This window comes from Larkinella harenae (assembly GCF_054780515.1).
The window spans coordinates 307,339-330,697 of the sequence record NZ_BAAGWE010000003.1; the positions used below are offsets into that span (position 1 = coordinate 307,339).

14 protein-coding genes are annotated in these 23,359 nt (G+C 51.2%); 7 read left to right on the plus strand and 7 right to left on the minus strand.

Features of this window, described 5'->3' with window-relative positions:
• Nucleotides 1–25: 25 nt before the first annotated feature.
• The 6 genes from ACYVH9_RS18325 to ACYVH9_RS18350 all read left to right on the plus strand — a co-directional run bounded on the left by ACYVH9_RS18325 (nt 26) and on the right by ACYVH9_RS18350 (nt 8,113).
• Nucleotides 26–1,012 (plus strand): hypothetical protein, encoded by a 987-nt coding sequence (locus ACYVH9_RS18325; protein WP_460637839.1) that lies wholly within the window; start codon nt 26–28, stop codon nt 1,010–1,012.
• A gap of 38 nt (nt 1,013–1,050) precedes the next feature.
• Nucleotides 1,051–3,249 (plus strand): outer membrane protein assembly factor BamB family protein, encoded by a 2,199-nt coding sequence (locus ACYVH9_RS18330; protein WP_460637840.1) that lies wholly within the window; start codon nt 1,051–1,053, stop codon nt 3,247–3,249.
• Nucleotides 3,250–3,324: 75 nt separating this feature from the next.
• Complete coding sequence (locus ACYVH9_RS18335; protein WP_460637841.1) at nt 3,325–4,701, plus strand: enolase C-terminal domain-like protein; 1,377 nt, start codon at nt 3,325–3,327, stop codon at nt 4,699–4,701.
• 99 nt (nt 4,702–4,800) lie between these two features.
• Nucleotides 4,801–6,042 carry a metallophosphoesterase gene (locus ACYVH9_RS18340; RefSeq protein ID WP_460637842.1) on the plus strand — a complete coding sequence of 414 codons (1,242 nt, stop codon included), beginning with the start codon at nt 4,801–4,803 and terminating at the stop codon, nt 6,040–6,042.
• Between the two features lie 12 nt (nt 6,043–6,054).
• Complete coding sequence (locus ACYVH9_RS18345; protein WP_460637843.1) at nt 6,055–7,959, plus strand: hypothetical protein; 1,905 nt, start codon at nt 6,055–6,057, stop codon at nt 7,957–7,959.
• Between the two features lie 4 nt (nt 7,960–7,963).
• Nucleotides 7,964–8,113 (plus strand): DUF5989 family protein, encoded by a 150-nt coding sequence (locus tag ACYVH9_RS18350; RefSeq protein WP_460637844.1) that lies wholly within the window; start codon nt 7,964–7,966, stop codon nt 8,111–8,113.
• 60 nt (nt 8,114–8,173) lie between these two features.
• Here the strand turns inward: ACYVH9_RS18350 and ACYVH9_RS18355 are convergent, their stop codons facing one another.
• The 3 genes from ACYVH9_RS18355 to ACYVH9_RS18365 all read right to left on the minus strand — a co-directional run bounded on the left by ACYVH9_RS18355 (nt 8,174) and on the right by ACYVH9_RS18365 (nt 14,329).
• Nucleotides 8,174–9,778 carry a glucoamylase family protein gene (locus ACYVH9_RS18355; RefSeq protein WP_460637845.1) on the minus strand — a complete coding sequence of 535 codons (1,605 nt, stop codon included), beginning with the start codon at nt 9,776–9,778 and terminating at the stop codon, nt 8,174–8,176.
• 81 nt (nt 9,779–9,859) lie between these two features.
• Nucleotides 9,860–11,338, minus strand: a complete 1,479-nt coding sequence (locus ACYVH9_RS18360) for a RagB/SusD family nutrient uptake outer membrane protein (protein WP_460637846.1) — start codon at nt 11,336–11,338, stop codon at nt 9,860–9,862.
• Nucleotides 11,339–11,356: 18 nt separating this feature from the next.
• Nucleotides 11,357–14,329: a SusC/RagA family TonB-linked outer membrane protein gene (locus ACYVH9_RS18365; protein ID WP_460637847.1), complete on the minus strand. Its 2,973-nt coding sequence runs from the start codon at nt 14,327–14,329 to the stop codon at nt 11,357–11,359.
• A gap of 244 nt (nt 14,330–14,573) precedes the next feature.
• On the opposite strand from ACYVH9_RS18365, the gene ACYVH9_RS18370 reads away from it, so the two are divergent.
• Complete coding sequence (locus ACYVH9_RS18370) at nt 14,574–17,324, plus strand: ligand-binding sensor domain-containing protein (protein WP_460637848.1); 2,751 nt, start codon at nt 14,574–14,576, stop codon at nt 17,322–17,324.
• 55 nt (nt 17,325–17,379) lie between these two features.
• Here ACYVH9_RS18370 and rpsG read toward each other — a convergent pair whose 3' ends face one another.
• The 4 genes from rpsG to rpoC form a co-directional block, all read right to left on the minus strand.
• The gene (gene rpsG, locus ACYVH9_RS18375) at nt 17,380–17,847 is read right to left on the minus strand and encodes a 30S ribosomal protein S7 (RefSeq protein ID WP_460637849.1); all 468 of its coding nucleotides are present in this window, start codon (nt 17,845–17,847) and stop codon (nt 17,380–17,382) included.
• A gap of 76 nt (nt 17,848–17,923) precedes the next feature.
• On the minus strand, nt 17,924–18,337 hold the full coding sequence (gene rpsL / locus ACYVH9_RS18380; protein WP_460637850.1) for a 30S ribosomal protein S12: 414 nt from the start codon (nt 18,335–18,337) through the stop codon (nt 17,924–17,926).
• Nucleotides 18,338–18,459: 122 nt separating this feature from the next.
• Entirely contained in the window at nt 18,460–18,780 is a 321-nt protein-coding gene (locus ACYVH9_RS18385; protein WP_460637851.1) for a DUF3467 domain-containing protein, read from the minus strand.
• Nucleotides 18,781–18,986: 206 nt separating this feature from the next.
• Complete coding sequence (gene rpoC / locus ACYVH9_RS18390; RefSeq protein ID WP_460637852.1) at nt 18,987–23,315, minus strand: DNA-directed RNA polymerase subunit beta'; 4,329 nt, start codon at nt 23,313–23,315, stop codon at nt 18,987–18,989.
• Nucleotides 23,316–23,359: the final 44 nt, after the last annotated feature.

The window sequence follows — 23,359 nt, forward strand, 5'->3', positions numbered from 1 at the left end:
AATCGCAGGGTTTCTATGTCGATTTATGAAGAAAATCCTCTTTTTTCTCACTGTACTAATCGGGTTTGCGAGTATCACCGTAGTACGGCCTTTTCCCGAAGCCGAGATCACCAACGGCATCATTCGGGCCAAACTGTATCTGCCGGATTCGGTGAACGGGTATTATCAGGGCGTCCGCTTCGACTGGTCGGGTGTGATGGCCAGCCTGCATTACAAGGATCATTCCTATTTCGGTCAATGGTTTGAGAAGTACGACCCGAAACTCCACGACGCCATCAGCGGCCCGGTGGAAGAGTTTACGCCCATTGGGTACGATGCCGCAAGCGTTGGTGAAGACTTTCTGAAAATTGGCGTGGGTTCGCTGCGCAAAACCAAAGATAGTCCGTATCGTTTTGCAACCCCATACCCCATCGTCAATGCCGGAAAATGGACTGTAAAACCTAATAAAGATCGGGTCGTTTTTACCCATGAGCTAACTGATGCGGCTGGCTATTCCTACGTATACCAGAAAACCGTCAGGCTTTTAAAAGGAAAACCCACGCTGGTGCTGGAACATAGCCTGAAAAATACTGGCCCCAAAACCATTACGACGACGGTGTATAACCACAATTTTTTTGTAATGGACAACCAGCCCACCGGACCAGACGTATCGGTTACGTTTCCCTTCCAGCTTCAGGTGAAACCCTCGCGCGGCATCGGTACACTGGCCGATATTCAGAAAAACCGTTTCATTTATTTGAAAGAATTGCCCAAAGGCGAAAGTACACACTGTTACCTGACCGGTTTCGGCGACTCGGCTAGTGATTACAACTTCCGCGTTGAAAACCGTAAAAGCGGTTCCGGTGTACGGGTGGTGGGCGACAAACCGATTGTCCAACTGGCGTTCTGGTCCATTCCAACTACGGTTTGTCCCGAACCGTATATCCAGCTCAAAGCCGAACCGGGCCAGACGTTCAACTGGCAAATCGCGTACGAATTTTATGAGCTCCCGACCGGGGCGTCGGCTAAGTAAGACCGTTTAAACCATTGCCAAGTTTTCCAGCATATACCATGAAATATGCCTTAGTAATTGTAGTGGGATTGTGGTTCCTGAGCTCGGCCATCGCGCCCATTCGGGAAGGAATCAGCACCGATCAGCCGGGCGGGAAGGATTGGCCAACCTACGGCGGAAACAACGCCGGAAACCGTTATTCGTCCCTCAATCAGATTAACCTCCGAAACGTCAAAAACCTGAAAGTGGCCTGGACGTACAATGCCGCCGGAGCCGATGGTACCGCCGGACGACAATTGGAAATTCAGTGTCAACCTATTGTCGTCAATGGGTTTCTGTACGGAACAACGCCCATGCTGAAGGTGTTTGCGCTGGATGCCAACACCGGTAAACAACGCTGGCTTTTCGACCCATTTAAAAACAAATCACCACGCTTTAATCAGAGCCGGGGCGTCATGTACTGGGAAAGTGGGGCCGACAAACGCATTCTGTATACCGCCGGATCGACACTTTACGCCCTCAACGCCCTGACGGGTGAACCTGTAGCCACGTTTGGCACCAACGGCGAAGTGGACTTGCGGCTGGGGCTCGACGACGAATCGAAGCGGGATTTGAGCAAGGTATCGGTAACGTCTACCACGCCGGGTGTTATTTACAAAGACATTCTGGTGTTGGGGTCGGCGGTTTCGGAGCAGGGCGACGCAGCCCCGGGCCATGTTCGTGGGTTCGACATTCGTACCGGCAACGTCCGCTGGGTTTTTCATACCATTCCGCAACCGGGCGAACCGGGCTACGAAACCTGGCCGAAAGATGCGTACAAACGCATTGGTGGTGCCAACAACTGGGCCGGTATGGTTCTTGACGAAAAGCGGAAGACCGTTTACTTCGGAACCGGTTCGCCGTCCGTCGATTTCTACGGCGGTATTCGCGCGGGCCAAAATCTGTATTCCGATTGCATTCTGGCGCTGGATGTAGAAACCGGCAAGATGAAGTGGTTTTACCAGACCATTCACCACGACCTCTGGGACCGCGACCTCCCGTGTCCGCCCAACCTGATGACGGTGAAGCACAATGGTCGGCTGGTCGATGCCGTGGCGCAGACCACCAAAGACGGACTGGTGTACGTTCTGAATCGCGATACCGGCGAATCCCTGTTTCCGGTGGAAGAACGCAACGTGCCGACTTCGCCCGCCCTGCCCGGCGAGGTGCCGTGGCCGACCCAGAAATTTCCGCTCAAGCCCGCACCCTTTGCCCGGCAGGTTTTTACCGAAAGCGACATCACAGACCGGACGCCCGAAGCGCACAAATTCGTTAAGGAACGGTTTTTGAAAACCCGTCACGGTGACAAGTTTATGCCACCCAGCCTGGAAGGAACGTTGTTTTTCGGAATTGGCGGTGGCGCCGAATGGGGTGGCAACGCGTCGGATCCGGACGGAATTCTGTACCAGAATTCGAACGAAATGGTCTGGGACCTGAAAATGTCGGACCTGGCGACCCGGAACGCCGAAATTGCCTCGAAAGGGAAAACGCTCTATCAGGCCAATTGCATGGCCTGCCACGGACCCGATCGCAAAGGCAGTGGCCAGGAATATCCAAGCCTGATTGACATTGGCAAACGGCTTTCCGCGCCCGATATCAACGCCGTGCTGAAATCCGGCCGGGGTCGAATGCCGTCGTTCCAGCATATTTCCGACCAGGACCGCTTCACCCTCATTCGGTATCTTCTCAATGCCGACACCAAAGCGCCCGAATCCAAACCGTCCGAAAGTCAGGATCAGCATAATGCTCCGGTTTTGACTCAAAAGGATCAACGTGCCGAGTTTCCGTACATTCCACCCTACATCAATAATGGCTATACGCGTTTCTTTGATCCAGACGGTTACCCCGCCGTCAAACCGCCCTGGGGAACTTTGAACGCCATCGACCTGAATACCGGCGAATACCTTTGGCGGGTTCCGCTGGGCGAATTTCCCGAACTGACCAAAAAGGGTATTCCCATCACAGGGACCGAAAATTACGGCGGTCCGATTGTGACGGCGGGAGGGTTGATTTTCATTGCCGGAACCAAAGACGAACGCATCCGGGCCTTCGACAAAAAAACGGGAAAAGTTGTCTGGGAATACCAGCTCCCGGCGGGCGGTTTTGCTACGCCGATCACGTATGAAGTGGGTGGAAAGCAATACATTGTCATTGCGGCTGGTGGAGTAAAAAACGGACACAAGCCGGGCGGCTCCTATATCGCCTTTGCCTTGCCATGAACCGCAAACAGTAACGAAACCCAATTCTGTGCTTTTATAAATACATTTTGTCAGTAAACCTTTAACTCCTGAATCATGAAAGAAATCGAAAACTCCGCCGAATGGAATAGCCGTCGCGAGACGTTGAAAAAAATAGGTTTTGGCTCCTCGGCGGGTTTACTGGGCTTGTTCGGAGGTATTTCTAACGCTGAAGCCCGCGAACGGCAGGGTACTCCCCAATACGCCAAAGGGCTGGCTCCCGTCAAAATCAAATCGGTCAAAGCCATCGCCACCGCTCCGCAGGGCTCCAACCTGATCGTTGTCAAAGTCGAAACCACCGAACCGGGATTATACGGCCTGGGCTGCGCAACGTTTACGCAACGTGCCGCCGTGGTCATTGTGGCCATCAATACGTACCTCAACGAGTTTTGTGTGGGCAAAGATGTGGATAACATCGAGGATATGTGGCAGGCCGCTTACGTCAGCTCCTACTGGCGCAATGGCCCGGTGCTGAACAACGCGCTCTCCGGGCTGGATCAGGCGTTGTGGGACATCAAGGGCAAACGGGCGAATATGCCGGTGTATCAACTGCTGGGCGGAAAAGCCCGGTTTGCCATTCCGTGCTATACCCACGCGGGCGGTAACACCCCCGAAGCGGCTGCCGAAAGCGTGAAAAAATTCATGGAGCAGGGCTATAAACACATTCGCATCCAGCAGGGTGGTTACGGGGCCGTGGGGGCCAATGCGAGCAACAGCCAACCCGACTTCAAAGCGGCCGGTTTTGGGGGAACTACCGACAATTACATGAACGAGCAGCTCTACTTGAAATCGGTACCGAAAATGTTTGACGTAGTCCGTAAACAATGCGGTGAGGAGGTCGAATTGCTGCACGACATTCACGAGCGCGTTCAGCCGATCGACGCCATCAATATGATCAAAAAACTGGAAGACTACCGGCCGTTTTTCATCGAAGATCCGTTCTCGCCCGAAAACATGAAGTGGTTCGCGCAGCTGCGTCAGGTCACTTCGGTACCCATTGCGATGGGCGAGTTGTTCAACAACATCAACGAGTTCAAGGAGCCAATGGTAAATCAATGGTTCGATTTCATCCGGATTCACGTTTCGCAGATTGGTGGAATCACGCCCGCGATGAAGGTAGCACGGCTGGGTGAATGGTTCAACATCCGCACGGCCTGGCACGGTCCGGGCGACGTATCGCCGGTTGGCCACTCGGCCCATGCCCACATCGATCTGGCCGTCTGGAATTTCGGCATTCAGGAAGCCGTGCAGTTTTCGGATAAGATGAAAGAAGTGTTCAGCGGCTGCCCAACGATGAACAAAGGCTACATGTCGGTCAACGAAGCACCGGGACTGGGCGTGGACATCAACGAGAAGGAAGCGGCAAAGTACCCCATCACGACCAAATCGAACTGGCAGGTTCGGAAAGCCGACGGAACCATTATCCGTCCGTAAAGAAGAGCCATCCGGCATTGAAAACCGCTTACGAATCTGAAACCTATATCGGATTTGGGAAGCGGTTTTCAATGGCCTACTGCCGCATTTTCCTACATCATGAATACTCCCAAACAATCGACGAATCGACGGTCTTTTCTGAAATCGGCGACTGGTCTTGGCGCAACGAGCGCGCTGAGTAGCGTCCTGCCCGCATCGGCCCTGGCCCAAAATCCGTCGTTGCACTCGCCCAATCCGGCAAATGGGCACATTTTTTTGAGCGAACCGTATCTCCAATACACCGGGCCAGGCTCCATGACGGTGATGTGGATCACCAATCTGCCGTCCTACAGCTGGGTCGAACACGGGGAGAATGAATCGCTCGGCCAAAAAGCGCACAGCGTTACCGACGGTCTGGTTGACGCCTACAACCGGATCAATAAAATCACCCTCACCGGCCTAAAACCTGGCACCACTTACCGGTACCGGGTTTTTTCCAAAGAAATTACCGAGTTCAAACCGTATAAACTCACCTACGGCAATACCCTTGAAAGCAGTCTGCTGAGCTTTACGGTACCGAATGAACAGGCCAACGCCGTAAGCTGTCTGGTGCTGAATGACGTTCACGACCGGCCCGACACCATCACGCACCTGCTGAGTTTGAAGGGCAATGATCCATTTGATTTTGTTTTTCTGAACGGTGACCTTTTCGATTACCAAACCAATGAGAAACAACTGATTGACCACCTCCTGAAGCCGTGTTCAGCCGGTTTCGCGAAGGAGAAACCGTTTCTGTTTGTTCGGGGCAATCACGAAACGCGCGGCAAATACCGGGGTGAAATCCACCAGTATTTCACCAATCCACAGGGCAAACACTATTATAGCTACACCTGGGGGCCGGTTCATTTTACCGTGATTGACACCGGCGAAGACAAGCCGGACAGCGAGCCAGTGTACGCGGGCATCGTTGATTTCGACGCCTACCGCGAAGAACAGGCCCGCTGGGTGGATCAGGTCATGCAAAGTGCCGCGTACAGGAAAGCTAAATTCCGGGTGGTTTTTATGCACATTCCGACCCATCACCACAACAACTGGCATGGCCCCATGCATTGCCAGCAACTTTTTACGCCCCTGTTCAATAAACACAAGGTCGATTTGTGCATCAGCGGCCATACGCACAAATACGGTGTTCACGAACCGGTTGCGGGCCAGCACAACTACCCGATCATCATTGGCGGAGGCTCAAAAGACGGCACCCGGACACTGATCAGGCTAAAGGCAGACCGGAAAGACCTGCACCTGACCATGCTGCTGGACGATGGAAAAGAAGTTGGCAGGTATCACCTGACGGGCAAACGGTAAACGGTTGTAGCCATGAAAAAACGGTTATGGCTCTTTAAAGGGCTCGCGGCCCTTTCGCCCTTGCTGCTGCTGCTGTTGGTCGAAGGGCTGCTCCGTCTATTCGGTTACGGTCACGATTATCGGCTGTTTATCGAAGACCCGCAGCGCAAGGGATACTGGATCATGAATCCGCACGCGTCGGAACGGTATTTTACCGAAACCGATAACGCTACCGTCGGCAATTTCGAACCGTTCCGGCAACGGAAAGCCGAGGGCACCTTCCGCATTTTTGTGCTGGGCGAATCGACCACCGTTGGCTATCCGTATTTTCACAACGGTTCGTTTCACCGCTGGTTGCACTACCGGCTGATGCACACCTTTCCAAACCGAACTTTCGAGGTCATTAATCTGTCGTTGACGGCGGTAAACTCCTATACGGTTTTTGGTTTTGCTCAGCAACTGCCCGATTATGAGCCGGATGCCGTGCTCATTTACACCGGTCATAACGAATATTACGGTGCCATGGGCGTGGGGTCCACCAGTTCGCTGGGCGGGCATCCGGTGCTGGTACGGCTGGTGCTCAAGCTGCGGGAATTTCGGGTCATACAGTTGCTAAACCGTACACTGGTGGGTATTCGCAAAGCCGTATCGGGCGGAGACGTCGATTTGCGCGAAAACCTGATGAAACGCATGGCCGCCGATCAGCAGATTGTCTACGGTTCGGACACATATCAGCAAGGTATTAAGCAGTTTGAAACCAACTTGAACGATCTTTGCCGGTTATTTTCGAAAAAGCACATTCCGGTTTTCATCAGCAACCTGGTCAGCAACGAAAAGGATCTAAAGCCGTTTATCAGCGCACCGGGCAACACCACGGCCTCAGCGCAGCACCAGTTCGAACAGGCCACTCAGTCCTACGCAAATGGCCATTTTGCCGAGGCTAAACAGCAGTTTGTGCAGGCGAAGGAACTGGATTTGTTACGGTTTCGGGCACCAGAAGCCATGAATCAGGTGATTCAGGGGCTGGCAAACCGGTATCCGGGCATTACGGTGGTAGACGCTCAAACGGTTTTTGAACGCCATTCACCGAACGGCATTCTGGGCCAGGAAACGCTGCTGGAACACGTTCACCCCAATTTATACGGTTATGCACTCCTTTCGGATGCATTTTATGAGGCCCTGAAAAAAAGGCGCCTGATTGCCGACGAGTGGAAAAACGAACTTTCTCTGGCTCAACTGCGCCAGCAAATGCCGATTACGCCAGTGGACTCGCTCAAAGGGTCATTTGAAATGCTGATCCTGAAAGAAGGCTGGCCGTTCAATGAACCAATGCCTCCGGACGAAAAGCGCGCCAAAACCGTTGAAGAACAGCTGGCGGGCGCGCTGGTGGTAAAGCAGATTTCGTGGCCCAATGCTATGCAACAACTCCTGGTCCATTACCAGAAATCGCAAAACCCACAGGCTGCTTTGCAGGTTACCGAAGCGCTGATGTTGGAGTCTCCGTATGACCCGGCTTTTTATGGTCAGGCCGGGAAATTATCCCTAAGCCTGAATCAGCCCGAACGGGCGGTCTGGTTTCTGAAAAAAGCATTTCAATTGGAAGAAACGTTTCCGACCGCGCAGAACCTGTTCATCACTTTGCTGAAACTTGACCGACCCGACGAAGCCCTGCCTTATCTGCGCTACGCAACGGCTCATAACGAAACCCAGTTCAGTTTGAACGAATTGCAGCTGTTTGTTGAACAATTGGTTGCTGCCAAAAATCAGTTTCTGGCCGATACAACCAATGTTGCCTTGAGCAATCAGTTAGCGGCTGGTTATCTGAAATTTGCCAATACCGCCGGGGCCGCTAAATACGTGGATAAATCGCTTCAGCTGGACCCACGCAACCCCGTAGCGTTGCAATTAAAGGCCCGGCTTCAAACCCTCAAAAACTAATCCGATGGAGTTTCTACACGATTTTTGGCTTTTCATGCGGACGCGCAAACGGTACTGGCTTTATCCATTGCTAATTCTTTTGCTGTTGCTGAGCGCATTAACCGTTTTTACAACCGGCTCGGCCCTCGCTCCATTTATTTACTCACTTTTCTAATCGATGGCCCGTCCGTCGATTCCAATGAGCAATGGTTATAAGCTATTGCTCATCAAACTCTTACTGGTTATCCACACCTTGATGAAGTGAAATCTTAACCCGCTGCTTTACTTCCCCCTGCGTCCATTCGAATTCGTATTTGCCGTCCGGTAGCTGGAAGGTGAACTGGTGCGTTCCTTCGGGATAAGTCTTGTTATCGATTAATTTCTGCCCATCCCGGCCCGTTTCGTCGCGCACCATTAGCGTTACGGCCTGGGTTCCTTTTACAGCGAAGTCGAGCACATAAGCCCCGCGATCCGGGTGCTTCCAGAGGTCAATATAACCGGTTCGAAAATCCGGGGCGTAGGAATAAAAGCCGGTGGAATAGGTCGGTTTTTTAATACCCATTTTGGTTAAACCAATCCACAACTCCGGCGTTTTCTCGCCCAGTTTCCAGATCAAACCCGAGCGGTAATTTTCCATCATTACCACAATTGGCCCCTGATCAATCGCCAGATACTGGTTTGAATACCAGTTTAAGCCCTTGTTGTAGGCATCGTAAAAACCGTAAGAACCAAACAGCCGGTTCCCCTCCCGCAGGTACAGATTCCGCAGCACCTGCATGGAGTAGTAGGGCGTATATGGAAAAGACGACAAAGCAGCCGTTGGACTGATGGTACCGTTGTCATTTGTGGGCGAGTGCGCATCATAGAAGTTATAGTCATCACTAGCGGTCAGGCCCCAATTGCCCGGACCATAACCAAACATGGCCTGACGTGGTTGCAGGCAGTGCGCGCGGTTGATGAGCGTGTGGTTCATATTCTGCTGCCAGTAGTTCGTCTGCTCATCCTGCATCAACCGCGGGTCGAGGCTCAGAAACGAATAATGCGTAAAGAACAGCGGCCCACCCATCGGAAAACCCAGCGGTAATTTGTAACCGAAGTAAGTCTGGTTGTTGACGTAATGGTCGCTTTGCTTGTACGTATTTTGGTAAACTTCCGGTTTGATGGCGTGCGTCGGCGATCCCAGCGCCAGTACATACGTAATCAGGGTTTCGTCATGGCCCCGCAGAGGATGGTTCATTTTCCATTCGTGATTCGGTGACCAATGCCAGAGCAGTTTACCGTCGCGGACGTACCAGTCCCATTCCACTTCGCGCCAGAGTTTATCGATCCGTTGGCGCAGGTCTTTTTCGGCACCGATCGCCCCGTCAAAATACGTTCGGGCGCTCAATAAACCGTTCACCAGAAAAGCCGTTTCAACCAGATCGCCCCCATTATCATAATTTGAGAAGGGAATGACCTTCCCCGAATTGCCGTCGAGCCAGTGTGGCCAGACCCCGTGAAACCGGTCAGCTTTTTCCAGAAAACCGACCATCTTCTGCAACCGCTGAACCGCTTCGGCACGGCTCACCCACCGGCGATCAGCCCCGACCACGATGGCCATGATGCCAAAACCCGTTCCACCCGTTGTAACCACATTGGGCGTAGCTGTCCGTTCAGGAGCCAGGCCGGAAACCGGATGGGCAAAATCCCAGAAATAGCTAAACGTAGCTTTCTGGACGGTTTCCATGTATTCGCTGTATTCGTTGGTAACGGATGTGGCTGGCAAATTCGATTGAGCCCGGCAGGTCAGTTGAGCGACCAGGGCCGGTAAAAAGAGGAATACTATTTTTAAGTGTTTCATCTGGCTGTCGTTAAAAGAAAAGAGGCTATAAACAAATCGCTATAGCCTCTTCGGCACTTGTTTTATGCAAACTAGCGGTGTTTAGTACCCCGGATTTTGGGTTAGCACGCCCCCACTGGCATCAATCTGCGGCTGCGGAATCGGCATCAGTTCACTTTTTCCGTTGACGAACTGCTTGCCCAAGGCCCGCAACACCGTTCCGGCCCGACCCTGCCGCACCAGATCCCAGAAGCGGTCGTGTTCCATCGCCAATTCCACCCGGCGTTCTTTCCAGATCGCCATTTTCAGTTGCTCTTTGTTGGTGAAGGCCACGTTCGGCAGAATACCGGTATTGTTACCCCGCGCCCGCGCCCGGACTGAATTCAGCGAGGTAACGGCCTGCTGCGATTGATTCAGTTCGTTGGCGGCTTCGGCGTTCATCAACACAATATCGGCATAGCGCAACAAACGGATGTTCTTATTGGAATCGCCCAAACCATTGGGTGATTTCGTCTCGTTTTGCGCCACATAAGCTTTCTGGTTGTAATACGGATTGGTCGCATTTGAAATAATCACGACCCCGTCGGGCATGGTTTCACCCCGCTCGATAATGGTCGCATCCTTGCGTGGATCGCCGGATTCGTAGGCTTTCACCAGGTCCTCCGACGGCACGTTAAAGCCCCAGCCAAATTGCCCGCGCACGCTTTGTACTTCGGCGTACTGCGATCCTCCGCCCCCCTGCGGCAGAGCAGCCGCCTGGACCTCAAACAACGATTCTGATGAATTTTCACCGGCTTCGGTAAAGATCACTCCGTAGGGTGTTTTCAGATCATACTGCCCCGATTGCATGATTTCATTGGTCAGCCGCAGCACTTCACTCCACTTACCCTGGTACATCGACACCTTGGCCAGCCAACCTTTGGCGGCTCCTTTGGTAGCGCGGCCCAAATCCGTAGCTGCGTACGCGGATTTCTCCGGTAGCGCGGCTATCGCGTCGTTCAGATCCTTTTCGATTTGGGCGTAAATCTCGGCGCTGGTGGCTCGTGGCACCGCCGGAGCATTGTCGTCCTGAAGTTGCGTAATCAGGGGAATCCCGCCAAACGTCCGGACGAGGTTGAAATACAGATAGGCCCGGATCATTTTCGCTTCACCGATCAGCCGTGCTTTCAGGGTTTCGTCCATGGCAATCGCCGGAACCCGTTCAATGACCTGATTGGCCTTGGCAATGCCCAGGTACTGCCCACTCCAGAAGTCGTTTACCCCGCCGTTGGTAGACGTTAGCGTAAACCGGTCAAACTCACTCAGAAAAGAAGCATCGCCCGGTTCACTCCCTTTCTCGGCATCATCGGAAGTCAGGCTCGACACGGCTATGAAGGCAAATACGTGCGTCGGCCACTGACGGAGTTGCCAGTAAATAGCGTTGGTTGCCTGAATAGCCCCTTCCTGGCTGTTGAAGAAATCATCAGTAACGAGCTCACCCTGCGGTTTTTTTTCCAGAAATTCCTCGCTGCATCCCTGCCCCGTTAGCATCAGGGCACCCGCCAGAGCGATTTTTAAAAACTGTTTTGATATCGAATTCATGGTTGTTGCCAATTAAAATTAGAAGCCAATCTGTAAACCAACGGTTGTTGTCCGGTAAACCGGAACCACATCGAGATCGACACCCCGGCTTAAGGTGCTGCTTTCGTTGCCACCCACCTCCGGTGAGAATCCGGAATAATTGGTAAACGTCACCGGGTTCAGGGCATTAACATACGCCCGAATGGAACGGATGCCAATGGAACTCAGCAGGCTCGATGGCAGTGTATAGCCAATCTGGATATTCCGAATCCGGACAAAAGAGCCGCTTTCGATGAAATAATTCGACACGTCGTAGTTCTGCCCACCGTTGGTCAGGCGCGGCTGTGTAGTCGACGGGTTTTGCGGAGTCCAGCGTTCCAAGGCAATCCGCTCATAATTTTCGTTCCCGAAGCGCACAGCCCGCCGACCGTTGTAAATTTTATTACCGTGTGATCCCTGAAAGTCCAGCCCCAGATCAAAGCCTTTGAAAGAGAAGTTAGAGTTAAAACCCCAGAACATTTTCGGAATGGGTGTTCCCAGGTACACACGGTCGTCGCCGTTGATGACGCCATCACCATTAACATCTTCATAGCGCAAATCACCGGGTTGGGCAGCGGGCTGGGCACTGCCCCGAACTTCGTCTGCCGTTTGGAAAACGCCCACCATACGATAGCCGTAGAAAGCGCCAATAGGGCGGCCTACATCCGTCAGAGTCGCCGTACGACCGTTTCCGAGGCTACCGCCGATAATCGGAATACCGCCGTTTCCTAGATTGGTTACTTCGTTCTGCACCGTGGTCAGGTTGGCATTCAGGCTGTATTTCAAACCGCCAACATTGTCATTCCAGCCTGCCGTTACTTCAAAACCCCGGTTGTAAGCACTGGCAGCGTTGGCTTGCACCTGACGCCCGTTTCCGATGTTGACATTCAGAATCATATCGGAGGTCTGCCGGTTGTAGTAATCTATCTCAGCCGTCAGCCGGTTATCCAGAAAGCCCATTTCCAAGCCAATATCGGTTTGCGTGACGGTTTCCCAGGTCAGGTTTGAGGTCGTTGTGCTTTCCAGCGTGGCCCCCTGCTGAATGTTTTGTCCAGGTCCGAAAATACCGTTCAATCCACTGGTGATTCGGGAGTAATAGAGGTAGTTCGGAATGTTCGTGTTACCCAGCTTTCCGTAACTAACCCGCAGTTTCAGATTGGAAAATAGCTGCTGGCCTTTCATGAAGGATTCATCAATAATCCGCCAGCCCAGACCGACTGCCGGAAAAGTAGCCCAGCGGCTTTCGGGTGGAAAGCGCGACGAACCATCCCGCCGGAGGCTCACGGTCAGTAAATACCGGTCCAGCAAGCTGTAATTTACCCGGAACAGATACGATGCGTAGGTAAATTCGTAACTCCGGTTATCGGGATTATCGGTTGCCTGCGCTCCGACCGTACTGCCCAGCGACAGAAATTTAACGTCGTCGCTATAACCCGGTACGTTGAACCGGATTCCCTGCAACAAGTCGGCCCGGGTGGTTTGGGCCGTAGCACCCAGCAGAGCATTGATGTTATGAATTTTGCCAAACGTCTGGTTGAACGTCAACGTGTTTTCCCACAACCAGGTGGTGTTAAGACCGTATTCTCGTGTCAGTTTGCTCTGATCGTTGCGCTGACTGGCCGACACCAGGTATTGCGGCAAATACACCCGACTGTTGTTGAGGCCCAGATCCACCCCAAAGCTCGAACGCAGGGTAAACGATTTCAAAAAGTCGAGTTCGCCGTAGATATTCCCAACTAGTTGCCCACTCTTAACGATATCATCGGTCTGGTAGGCCAGCGTAGCCGCCGGGTTGGCAACGGTGCTGACGTTCGAGAAACCGTATGAACCGTTGGCGTTTATGGGCGTAATAGTCGGATCGGCATTATAAGCCGTCTGAACAATACCGGAGGGTATGTTGTTGGATTGCGACCGCGAGAAAGCCAGGTTATTCCCAAGCCGGAAATTGCTCGTCATCTTATACGTGTTGTTGACCCGGAACGTCAGACGGTTATACGCCGATTGTTTTACAATTCCTTTTTCGTCGTAATAACTCCCGCTGACATTGAAAGTCACCCGTTCGTTGCCGCCCGAAGCCGTAATCTGGTGATTTTGGATGCTTCCCGAACGGAAGATGTAATCGAACCAGTCGGTTCCGGCCCCTAGTGAACCCGGATTCGGAAACTTAGGCTGCCCTCCCTCGCTGACTGCCACTTCATTCACCAGCGTGGCAAATTCGCTGGCGTTGGTCATGTCCAGCTTCTTACTGAGCTGCGTAACGCCCGCGTAGCCTTCGTAATTAAAGACTGTTCGCCCTGACTTCCCACCTTTTGTGGTAATCAAGACCACCCCGTTAGCACCCCGTACCCCATAGATTGCCAGTGAAGACGCATCTTTCAACACATCAATGGTCTGGATGTCGGAGGGGTTCAGAAACCGGATGTCATCGACAAACATACCATCTACCACGTAGAGTGGATTGCTATTGCCGACGGTTCCAACGCCCCGAATCCGAACATTGGGAGCCGCGCCCGGCAAACCCTGGTTTGTCGTGATCAATACTCCGGCGGCCTTTCCCTGCAATGCCTGCGTAGCTGAAGCAACCGGCCGGCTGGCGATATCCTGCGCTTTTACGGAAGAAATAGCGCCCGTTACATCCGCTTTCCGTTGTACGCCATATCCGATGGCAACTACCTCGGTGAGCGTTGTGACATCTTCCTCCAACTGAACGTCCAGTGAGGCACCGTTCACGGGCCGTTCGGTTGTCTTCATCCCAATAAAGCTGAACACCAGTACCTCTCCCTGGTTGGCCTCAATGCTGTACTGTCCGTTGGCGTCGGTATTAGCTCCTTTTGTTGTGCTCTTCACTTGCACACTTACACCCGGTAACCCGGCTCCTTCGCTATCCGTTACTCTGCCGCTTACACGTTGCTGCGCCCATGTCGTGGCTGCCAGCAGCAGCAGGGGCATCAAAATTCGTAAACCCCTCTTCATAATTTTTCTTATAAAATATTCTATTTTTTGTAGCTCAAATATAAACTAACAATGCGCCAATCAGGTTAAAAAGAGGGTACATCACTACTACATCATTTTAACTAGTCATTTAGTTACGATACTCTTAATACGCATATCTCACCTTATTATGCATTAATAGTGAACAGGTTGTATCTTTGAGAAATTTTTTCCAGATTTTTTGGTGCTCATCAACATGAATTGTTCTTATCGAATAAATAAGTATTTGGTACTGTTTATTTGGTTACTTATAGCAGCAGGAGCAGTTGCGTCTCCAAACTTTTCGACCCACGATTTTGCTCCTTACATTCGTAATTTTTCCAAACAGGATTATCAAGCTTACAATCAAAACTGGTCACTTTGCCAGGACTCCACTACCGGTTTTCTGTACGCAGGAAATTCCAAAGGATTGCTGGAGTTTGATGGCACCCGGTGGCAACTTTATCGACTTCCCAAACAAACCATTGTCCGCGCCGTCGCCATCGATCAGCAGGGGAGAATATTTACGGGCGGTCTGGGTGAAATTGGCTATTGGCAGCCTAACGCATCGGGTGTGCTGCACTACCATTCGTTAACGAAACTGATTCATACCAAACGTTTTCCGAAGGAAGAGATCTGGAACATCGTTGTTGGGCCCGATTTTGTTTTCTTCCAATCATTCTCAGCGGCATTTATGTACCGCGCTGGCCAGGTTGAAGAGCTTCGCCTACCCGGAAATGTTTTGTTTCTATACGCTGTCGATCAGCGCTATTTTATACAAAGTATTGGAAGAGGCTTATACGAACTGATTGGTACCAAGTTTGTGGCCCTCCCCGGAACGGAGTCTCTGGCTCCGATGGCCGTTCATTCCATCCTTCCGTTCGGTTCAAATGGCTTACTGATTGGCACCCACGATCACGGCTTGTTTCGCTATCAGAACGGACAACTTTTTCCTTTTCAACGTTCGGCCAGCCAGTTTTTAAAACGGTATCAATGCAACAAGGGATTGATATTGCCAAATGGCCAGTATGCTTTTGGGACCATCTCGAACGGGATTCTGGTGACTGATACCACCGGTACGGTTCTCCATTCGATCAATCAGCAGGATGGGTTGCAGAATAACACAATTCTTGCGCTCGCTCTGGACAAGCAAGGTAGTTTATGGGCCGGGCTCGATGATGGCATCGACGCCCTTTCCTTCAATACGCCCTTAAAATACTTCAGTGATCCGAACGGACAGTTGGGGACGACTTACGATGCCGTTCTTTACAACAACCGACTTTATCTGGGCACTAATCATGGGGTTTACTGGTGCGATTTTCTTCCGTCAGGAGCACCGGTTTACCATTTTGTCGAAGGATCGCAGGGTCAGGTCTGGGACCTGACCGTGTTGGACAATCAATTGCTGTGTGGCCACAATTCGGGTACGTTTCGGATTACATCAGATGGCGGTTGGGAGCGACTCTCTCATCAGGCGGGTGGCAGGCGGTTTCATCCGTTGGCTTCCCAAACTGGTTTTGCCCTACAGGCGACGTATACGGGCCTCTGTGTTTATCGGCGCGATGCAGCCGGCAACTGGAAATTCAGCCATCCAGTGAGCGGTTTTAACGAGCCCATCCGGGACATTTGGGAAGATGCAGCCGGGCAGATCTGGCTCCGCCACGCCCATCATGGCGTATACAGGATCAAACTCTCGCCAGATGTGCGTAAGGTCAATCAATTCAAATGGTTTACAACCTATTCCAACGATGAAAAATTAAAGCGTGATTTTCGGGTAACCGGCGACATTCGGCAGGTTTTTACGGGCTGGAAAGACGAACTTCTGTTTTTGCGGCAAGCGGGGCCGCTGCTTGTGGTTAATCCGAACGGGTTAAGAGCGGAATTTGCCATCAGCAATTTTTCCTGGATGGACGACTACGAGAACATTGTGCCACTGGACTCAGCTTACTATCTGCTGTGCTTTGAAAAAGGATATGCCCTGCTGCCACGCCAGGAAATCATGGCGGTAAGCAACCGACAGCTAACAAGCAAACCGTTGATTCGTCAGTTGACCATCGTCAATAGTCCGGAAAACCGCTCCTTTACCTTTCGGAACTCCCTTTCGCTCCAATCTGCTCAGCCCGTTCTGAAAGCCGAAGAAAATCACCTCACTTTCCGTTTCAGCCATCCGGCATCGATTCACGCACCTTTGTTTAGCTATCGGCTGCTCGGACTTGATGAGCAATGGTCCGAGTTCAGTAAGGTTAGCGATAAAGAATATGCAAGTTTACAACCGGGCAATTATTGGTTTCAGGTACGGTCTAACGACGATGGCACCTTTACTTCCCTTCATTTTGAAATCCTGCCGCCCTGGTATCAAAGCAACTGGGCGTACGGATGTTATTTTCTGCTGCTTTGTGGGTTGGCCGGTCTGACTATTTATGTTCATAAGCGACAGGTTCGCGCGCATCAGTTACAAGTCTGGCGGCAGATGGAGGAGCAACTGGCTCAGGAACAGGAGCGGCACCGCCAGCAGGTGATGCGGTTGCAGAAGGAAAAACTCGAACAGGATGTTATTGGCAAGGCGGAAGAACTGGCTAACACCACAATGAACCTGATTCACAAAAACGATTTGCTGATCAAGCTAAAGGACGAAGTTGAAAAGTTGAAAGGTGAGGTTCAACAACGGCAAACGATTGATCAGGCTACCGGCCATATCAACCAGCTCATTAGATTGATTGATTCCAATATTTCGAGTCGGCAGGACTGGAAGCTGTTCGAGAAAAACTTCAACAAGGTCCATGAACAGTTTTTTAAACAGCTGCTCAGCCAGTACAATGGTCTGACGCCTGATGACTTGCGGCTGGCAGCTTACCTGCGGATGAATCTCTCGAGCAAGGAAGTTGCCAAACTTCTGAATATTACCGTTCGTGGCGTTGAGTTAAAACGGTATCGATTGCGAAAGCGCTTGAGCCTGGACCCAGAAGCCAATCTCACCGAATTCATGATGGCATTCTAAACAAAAAGGCCTTCCCAATTGGGAAGGCCTTTTAAAGAAGTTACACAAGGTTGGATTAGAACCGGAAGTGGGAGAAAGCCTTGTTCGCTTCTGCCATCCGGTGTGTATCATCCTTCTTCTTAACGGCAGCGCCCTCACCTTTCGATGCGGCTATGATTTCCGCAGCCAAACGATCTACCATGGTTTTTTCACCACGAGAACGGGCATACTTGATCAGCCATTTCATGCCTACTGATACTTTACGATCAGGACGCACTTCCGTCGGAACCTGGAATGTTGCACCACCAACCCGGCGGCTTTTTACCTCAACAGCAGGCATTACATTGTTCAATGCCTTTTTCCATATTTCCAGACCATTGTCGTTGGTTTTTTTCTCAACCAGCTCCAGTGCATCGTAGAAAATGGAGTACGAAAGGCTTTTCTTGCCTTCGTACATGAGGTTATTTACAAATTTCGTTACCAGCGTCTCCTTGAATTTAGGATCGGGTAAAACGTATCTTTTCTTTGGTTTTGCCTTTCTCATGATCTTCAGATATGAATCTTACTCTAAGTGCTGTGCAGCGTTTACGGCACTCAGTTAAAATTTAATAAGGAGTGAATTATTTCTTCTTGCCTCCTTTGGTTGGAGCCGCTACCTGACCTGGTTTCGGACGTTTTGCACCGTATTTCGAGCGGGCTTGTTTCCGGCCGCTTACACCAGCGGTATCAAGCGCACCCCGAACAATGTGGTAACGAACCCCTGGAAGGTCTTTTACCCGGCCACCGCGAACCAGTACAATTGAGTGCTCCTGCAGGTTGTGACCTTCGCCCGGAATATAGGCGTTGACCTCTTTGCCGTGTGACAAACGCACACGAGCTACTTTACGCAAAGCCGAGTTAGGCTTTTTAGGGGTGGTTGTGTACACACGCGTACACACACCACGACGTTGTGGGCAAGAGTCCAGCGCCGGTGACTTTGACTTAAAAGTCAGTTTTTCGCGGCCCTTGCGTACTAATTGTTGTATCGTAGGCATTGTATCAGAATAAGTATTACTACAGTCCTCTGGAAAATTAGGAGTGCAAAATTAGCCAAATCAAATGGAAAACCAAAAAGATAACTGAATTAATTTCAACTACCTACCTGTCCTTGACCTTCTTAGGCTTCGCCAATGGGTCCGCCAAACTGGGTGGGAAAACGAAAGGCTTCATCGGCTCCATTAATACTACCGTAAGCATCTTCGAATTTGCGGATATTGTCTTTCAGAGCCGTTAACAGGCGCTTGGCATGCTCGGGGGTCAGAATTATCCGCGATTTTACTTTTGCCTTCGGAATACCAGGCATCAGGCGAATAAAGTCAATGATAAATTCGCTATTGGAGTGGGCAATCATAGCAAGGTTGGCATAAATGCCCTCCGCAATTTCTTCCGTCAGTTCGACGTTGATCTGGTTTTCCTGATCAGGAGACTGGTTTTCCATCGTATTAGCTATAAGAATCAAAAACAAACAACTATCTGCGGCTTTAGGTAGTTTGCGATGCGTTGCGTTATTTACTGTAGAGCCTGATGGTGTCGGTCGAACCCCGAAAGCCGCGTTTGTTAACCCTCCATAGACCCCTCATTATAAGACAAAAACAGGGCCAAACCTTTCGGTTTGACCCTGGTCGTTTTTATTCACGAACGGTTTTAAACCGTCTCACGTCTTTTGGTACGCGTAAACTTCTCACGCGTCTCAACGAACGATTCGTATTCCTCTTTCGAATTGACAATGATGTTGTTGTACCGACGCATCCCCGTTCCAGCCGGAATCAGGTGGCCCACCAACACGTTTTCTTTCAACCCTTCGAGGTAATCAGCTTTTCCACGGATGGAAGCCTCGCTCAATACTTTGGTCGTTTCCTGGAAGGAAGCCGCCGAGAGGAAGCTTTCCGTTCCCAACGACGCCTGCGTGATTCCCTGTAAGGTTGGCTGAGAAACCGCTGGCATTGCATCGCGCACTTCCACCAGCTTCATATCCCGACGTTTCAGGCTTGAGTTTTCATCGCGCAGACGGCGAACCGAAATAATCTGGCCTGCTTTCAGCGTATCTGAATCGCCCGAATCGGTCACGACTTTCATGTTCATGATTTTGTCGTTTTCGTTCCGGAAGCTCCACTTATCCACTGATTGCATATCCAGGAAGATTGTATCACCTGCATCCATGATCTCAACTTTCTGCATCATCTGACGAACAATCGCTTCAATGTGCTTGTCGTTGATTTTCACCCCTTGCAGACGGTATACTTCCTGAATCTCGTTCACCAGGTACTCCTGCACCGCAGTTGGGCCTTTGATTGAGAGAATATCCGACGGCGTAATGGCACCATCCGACAGCGGATCACCCGCCCGTACGAAGTCATTATCCTGTACCAGAATGTGTTTCGACAATGGCACCAGGTATTTTTTCTTCGTTCCGTCTTTCGACTCGATGAAGATCTCCCGGTTACCACGTTTGATTGTACCGTAGGTAACAACACCGTCGATTTCACTCACAACCGCCGGGTTCGACGGATTACGCGCTTCGAACAATTCCGTTACCCGTGGCAGACCACCCGTAATATCGCGGGTTTTACCCACGTTACGCGGAATCTTGGCAACCGGCTGGCCCGCTTTAATGTCTTGGCCGTTTTTCACTACCAGACGGGCGCTTACCGGCAGGTTATAACCTTTCTCGGTTGTATCTTCCAGCAAAGTACTGGTTCCTTTGACAACGATTGCCGGGTTCTTGGTTTTATCACGACTTTCGATGATCACCATCTCCTGGAAGCCCGTTTGTTCGTCAAACTCTTCACGGTATGTGATGGCTTCTTCGATTGCCTCAAACGAAACCTTACCGGTTAGTTCGGACAAAATAACGGCGTTGTACGGATCCCAAGCGCAAAGCTCATCTCCCTTCTTCACGAGGGTATTTTCTTTAACGCGAAGGAAAGCACCATACGGTACGTTGTTGCTGATCAGCACCAGGTTCGGGTTCTGTGGATCAACAATCTTGATCTCACCCGAACGCCCCATTACTACTGTGATCGGGTTGCCTTCGTTGTCGACTGATTCAACCGTCCGCATTTCTTCGAACTGAACCAGACCATCAAACTTCGCCCGGATCGAGGCATCAACCGCAATGTTAGAAGCCGTACCACCCACGTGGAAAGTACGAAGTGTCAACTGCGTTCCCGGTTCACCGATGGATTGCGAAGCAATTACCCCAACGGCTTCACCGATATCAACCATCCGGCCCGTTGCCAGGTTCCGGCCGTAGCATTTCGCACAAACCCCTTTCTTGGATTCACACGTTAGTACAGAACGGATTTCAACGGTTTCGATGCTGGTTTCGTCGATGGCTGCGGCAATCTCTTCATTGATTTCGCTACCACCAGCAATGATCAGTTCTTTGGTCAACGGATTGTACAGATCGTGCACCGTGACCCGGCCCAGGATCCGCTCCGACAGCGGTTCAACAATATCCTCGTTGTCTTTCAGCGCCGAGATTTGCAGACCACGAAGTGTTCCGCAATCATCTTCGGTAATGATGACATCCTGCGCAACGTCGTGCAGACGACGGGTCAGGTAACCGGCATCGGCCGTTTTCAAAGCCGTATCCGCCAAACCTTTCCGTGCACCGTGCGTCGAGATGAAGTACTCCAATACGTCCAGCCCTTCTTTGAAGTTCGACAGAATCGGGTTTTCGATGATCTCACCGACCGACCCTTGCAGGTTTTTCTGCGGCTTGGCCATCAAACCCCGCATACCACCGAGCTGACGAATCTGTTCGCGAGAACCCCGCGCACCAGAGTGCATCATCATGAAGATTGAGTTGAATCCTTGCTGATCGGCTTCCAACTGCTTCATGAGGGTTTCTGTAATCCGGCTATTAACACGCGTCCAGATATCAATCACCTGGTTGTAACGCTCGTTTTCCGTGATCAGACCCATCAGATAGTTATTCCAGACACCTTCTACTTCCTGCTTGGCTTCGCCAATCAGTTGTTCTTTGGCATCGGGCACTTTCACATCGCTCAAACCGATCGACAAACCACCTTTGAAGGCCATCTGGAAACCGAGTTCTTTGATGTCGTCCAGGAACTGAGCGGTTTTAGAGCCACCCGAGATCTTGAAAATATACGAGATGATCTGCTGCAGTTTTTTCTTCGTCAACAGTTCATTGATATACCCTACTTCTTCCGGCACTGACTGGTTGAACAGAACACGGCCAGCTACAGTTTCGATAATCTTCGTTTCCAGCTCACCTTTCTCGTTCCGTACTTTCGTCCGGACCTTGATGTTGGCGTGCTTTGAAACTTTCTTTTCGTTGATAGCAATGATTACCTCATCTGCTCCGTAGAACGTCATTCCTTCCCCCGCAATCGGGTATTCAGGTGTGCTCTTACGGCCTTTTGTCACATAATACAGTCCCAATACCATGTCCTGCGATGGTACCGTAATCGGCGCCCCGTTGGCAGGGTTCAGGATGTTGTGCGACGCCAGCATCAGCATCGAGGCTTCCAGAATAGCTTCCTGTCCCAGCGGAACGTGAACGGCCATCTGGTCACCGTCAAAGTCAGCGTTGAAAGCCGTACAGACCAACGGGTGCAGCTGAATCGCTTTTCCTTCGATCAGTTTTGGCTGGAAAGCCTGAATACCCAGACGGTGCAGCGTTGGAGCTCGGTTCAGCAGAACGGGGTGTCCTTTCAATACGTTTTCCAGAATATCCCAGATAATCGGGTCCTTCCGGTCAACGATTTTCTTCGCTGATTTAACGGTTTTAACGATACCCCGTTCGATCAGTTTCCGGATAATGAACGGTTTGAACAACTCAGCCGCCATATCTTTGGGCAAACCGCACTCGTGCAGTTTTAACTCCGGACCTACCACGATAACCGAACGGCCCGAGTAGTCAACCCGCTTACCGAGCAGGTTTTGACGGAACCGTCCCTGCTTCCCTTTCAGCATGTCAGAGAGGGATTTCAAGGCCCGGTTTCCTTCCGAACGCACAGCGTTTACTTTCCGCGAGTTGTCAAACAAGGAGTCAACGGCTTCCTGCAACATCCGTTTTTCGTTCCGCAGAATCACCTCCGGTGCCTTGATTTCGATCAGACGCTTCAGACGGTTATTCCGGATAATTACCCGGCGGTACAGATCGTTCAAATCGGAGGTTGCAAAACGACCACCGTCCAAGGGGACCAGCGGACGCAGTTCCGGCGGAATAACCGGTACCATCCGAATTACCATCCATTCCGGACGGTTTTCAACGCGGGTATTCGCATCCCGGAAGGCTTCTACCACCTTCAGGCGTTTCAACGCTTCGGCTTTCCGTTGCTGCGAGGTATCCGTTGCAGCCGCATGACGCAGGTTGTAAGACAGTTCGTCCAGATTCACCCGCGACAACAACAGTTCGAGAGCCTCAGCTCCCATTTTAGCAATAAATTTCTGCGGATCGGAATCCGGCAGCAGTTGGTTACCGCTCGGCAGTTTGTCAACAATATCCAGGTACTCGTCTTCTGTCAGGAAATCCAGTTCCTGAATACCGTCCTCGCCTTTAATACCCGGTTGAGCAACTACATACCGTTCGTAGTAGATAATCTGATCAAGTTTTTTTGTAGAAAGCCCGAGCAGATATCCAATTTTATTGGGAAGGCTCCGGAAATACCAGATGTGTGCCACCGGAACAACCAGTTCAATGTGTCCCATCCGTTCCCGACGCACTTTCTTCTCCGTCACTTCTACCCCACAGCGATCGCAGATAATGCCTTTGTAGCGAATACGTTTGTATTTACCACAATGACACTCCCAGTCTTTGACTGGACCGAAGATCCGCTCACAGAACAACCCGCCCATTTCAGGCTTGTAGGTCCGGTAGTTGATCGTCTCCGGTTGCGTCACTTCGCCATACGAACTCTCCAGAATGGACTCGGGCGAGGCCAGGCTGATCAGCACTCTGGAAAAGTCGCTGTTGAGCTTCTTATTCTTTTTGAATGACATTGGATGGAGTTTTATTGGGTGAAAATATTCTTATAGCCGCTTTT

What these genes read in the sequence shown, in the direction of transcription:
- ACYVH9_RS18325 (WP_460637839.1), top strand. Translation starts at nt 26, where the DNA reads ATGAAGAAAATCCTCTTTTTTCTCACTGTACTAATCGGGTTTGCGAGT.
- ACYVH9_RS18330 (WP_460637840.1), top strand. Translation starts at nt 1,051, where the DNA reads ATGAAATATGCCTTAGTAATTGTAGTGGGATTGTGGTTCCTGAGCTCG.
- ACYVH9_RS18335 (WP_460637841.1), top strand. Translation starts at nt 3,325, where the DNA reads ATGAAAGAAATCGAAAACTCCGCCGAATGGAATAGCCGTCGCGAGACG.
- ACYVH9_RS18340 (WP_460637842.1), top strand. Translation starts at nt 4,801, where the DNA reads ATGAATACTCCCAAACAATCGACGAATCGACGGTCTTTTCTGAAATCG.
- ACYVH9_RS18345 (WP_460637843.1), top strand. Translation starts at nt 6,055, where the DNA reads ATGAAAAAACGGTTATGGCTCTTTAAAGGGCTCGCGGCCCTTTCGCCC.
- ACYVH9_RS18350 (WP_460637844.1), top strand. Translation starts at nt 7,964, where the DNA reads ATGGAGTTTCTACACGATTTTTGGCTTTTCATGCGGACGCGCAAACGG.
- ACYVH9_RS18355 (WP_460637845.1), bottom strand. Translation starts at nt 9,778, where the DNA reads ATGAAACACTTAAAAATAGTATTCCTCTTTTTACCGGCCCTGGTCGCT.
- ACYVH9_RS18360 (WP_460637846.1), bottom strand. Translation starts at nt 11,338, where the DNA reads ATGAATTCGATATCAAAACAGTTTTTAAAAATCGCTCTGGCGGGTGCC.
- ACYVH9_RS18365 (WP_460637847.1), bottom strand. Translation starts at nt 14,329, where the DNA reads ATGAAGAGGGGTTTACGAATTTTGATGCCCCTGCTGCTGCTGGCAGCC.
- rpsG (WP_460637849.1), bottom strand. Translation starts at nt 17,847, where the DNA reads ATGAGAAAGGCAAAACCAAAGAAAAGATACGTTTTACCCGATCCTAAA.
- rpsL (WP_460637850.1), bottom strand. Translation starts at nt 18,337, where the DNA reads ATGCCTACGATACAACAATTAGTACGCAAGGGCCGCGAAAAACTGACT.
- ACYVH9_RS18385 (WP_460637851.1), bottom strand. Translation starts at nt 18,780, where the DNA reads ATGGAAAACCAGTCTCCTGATCAGGAAAACCAGATCAACGTCGAACTG.
- rpoC (WP_460637852.1), bottom strand. Translation starts at nt 23,315, where the DNA reads ATGTCATTCAAAAAGAATAAGAAGCTCAACAGCGACTTTTCCAGAGTG.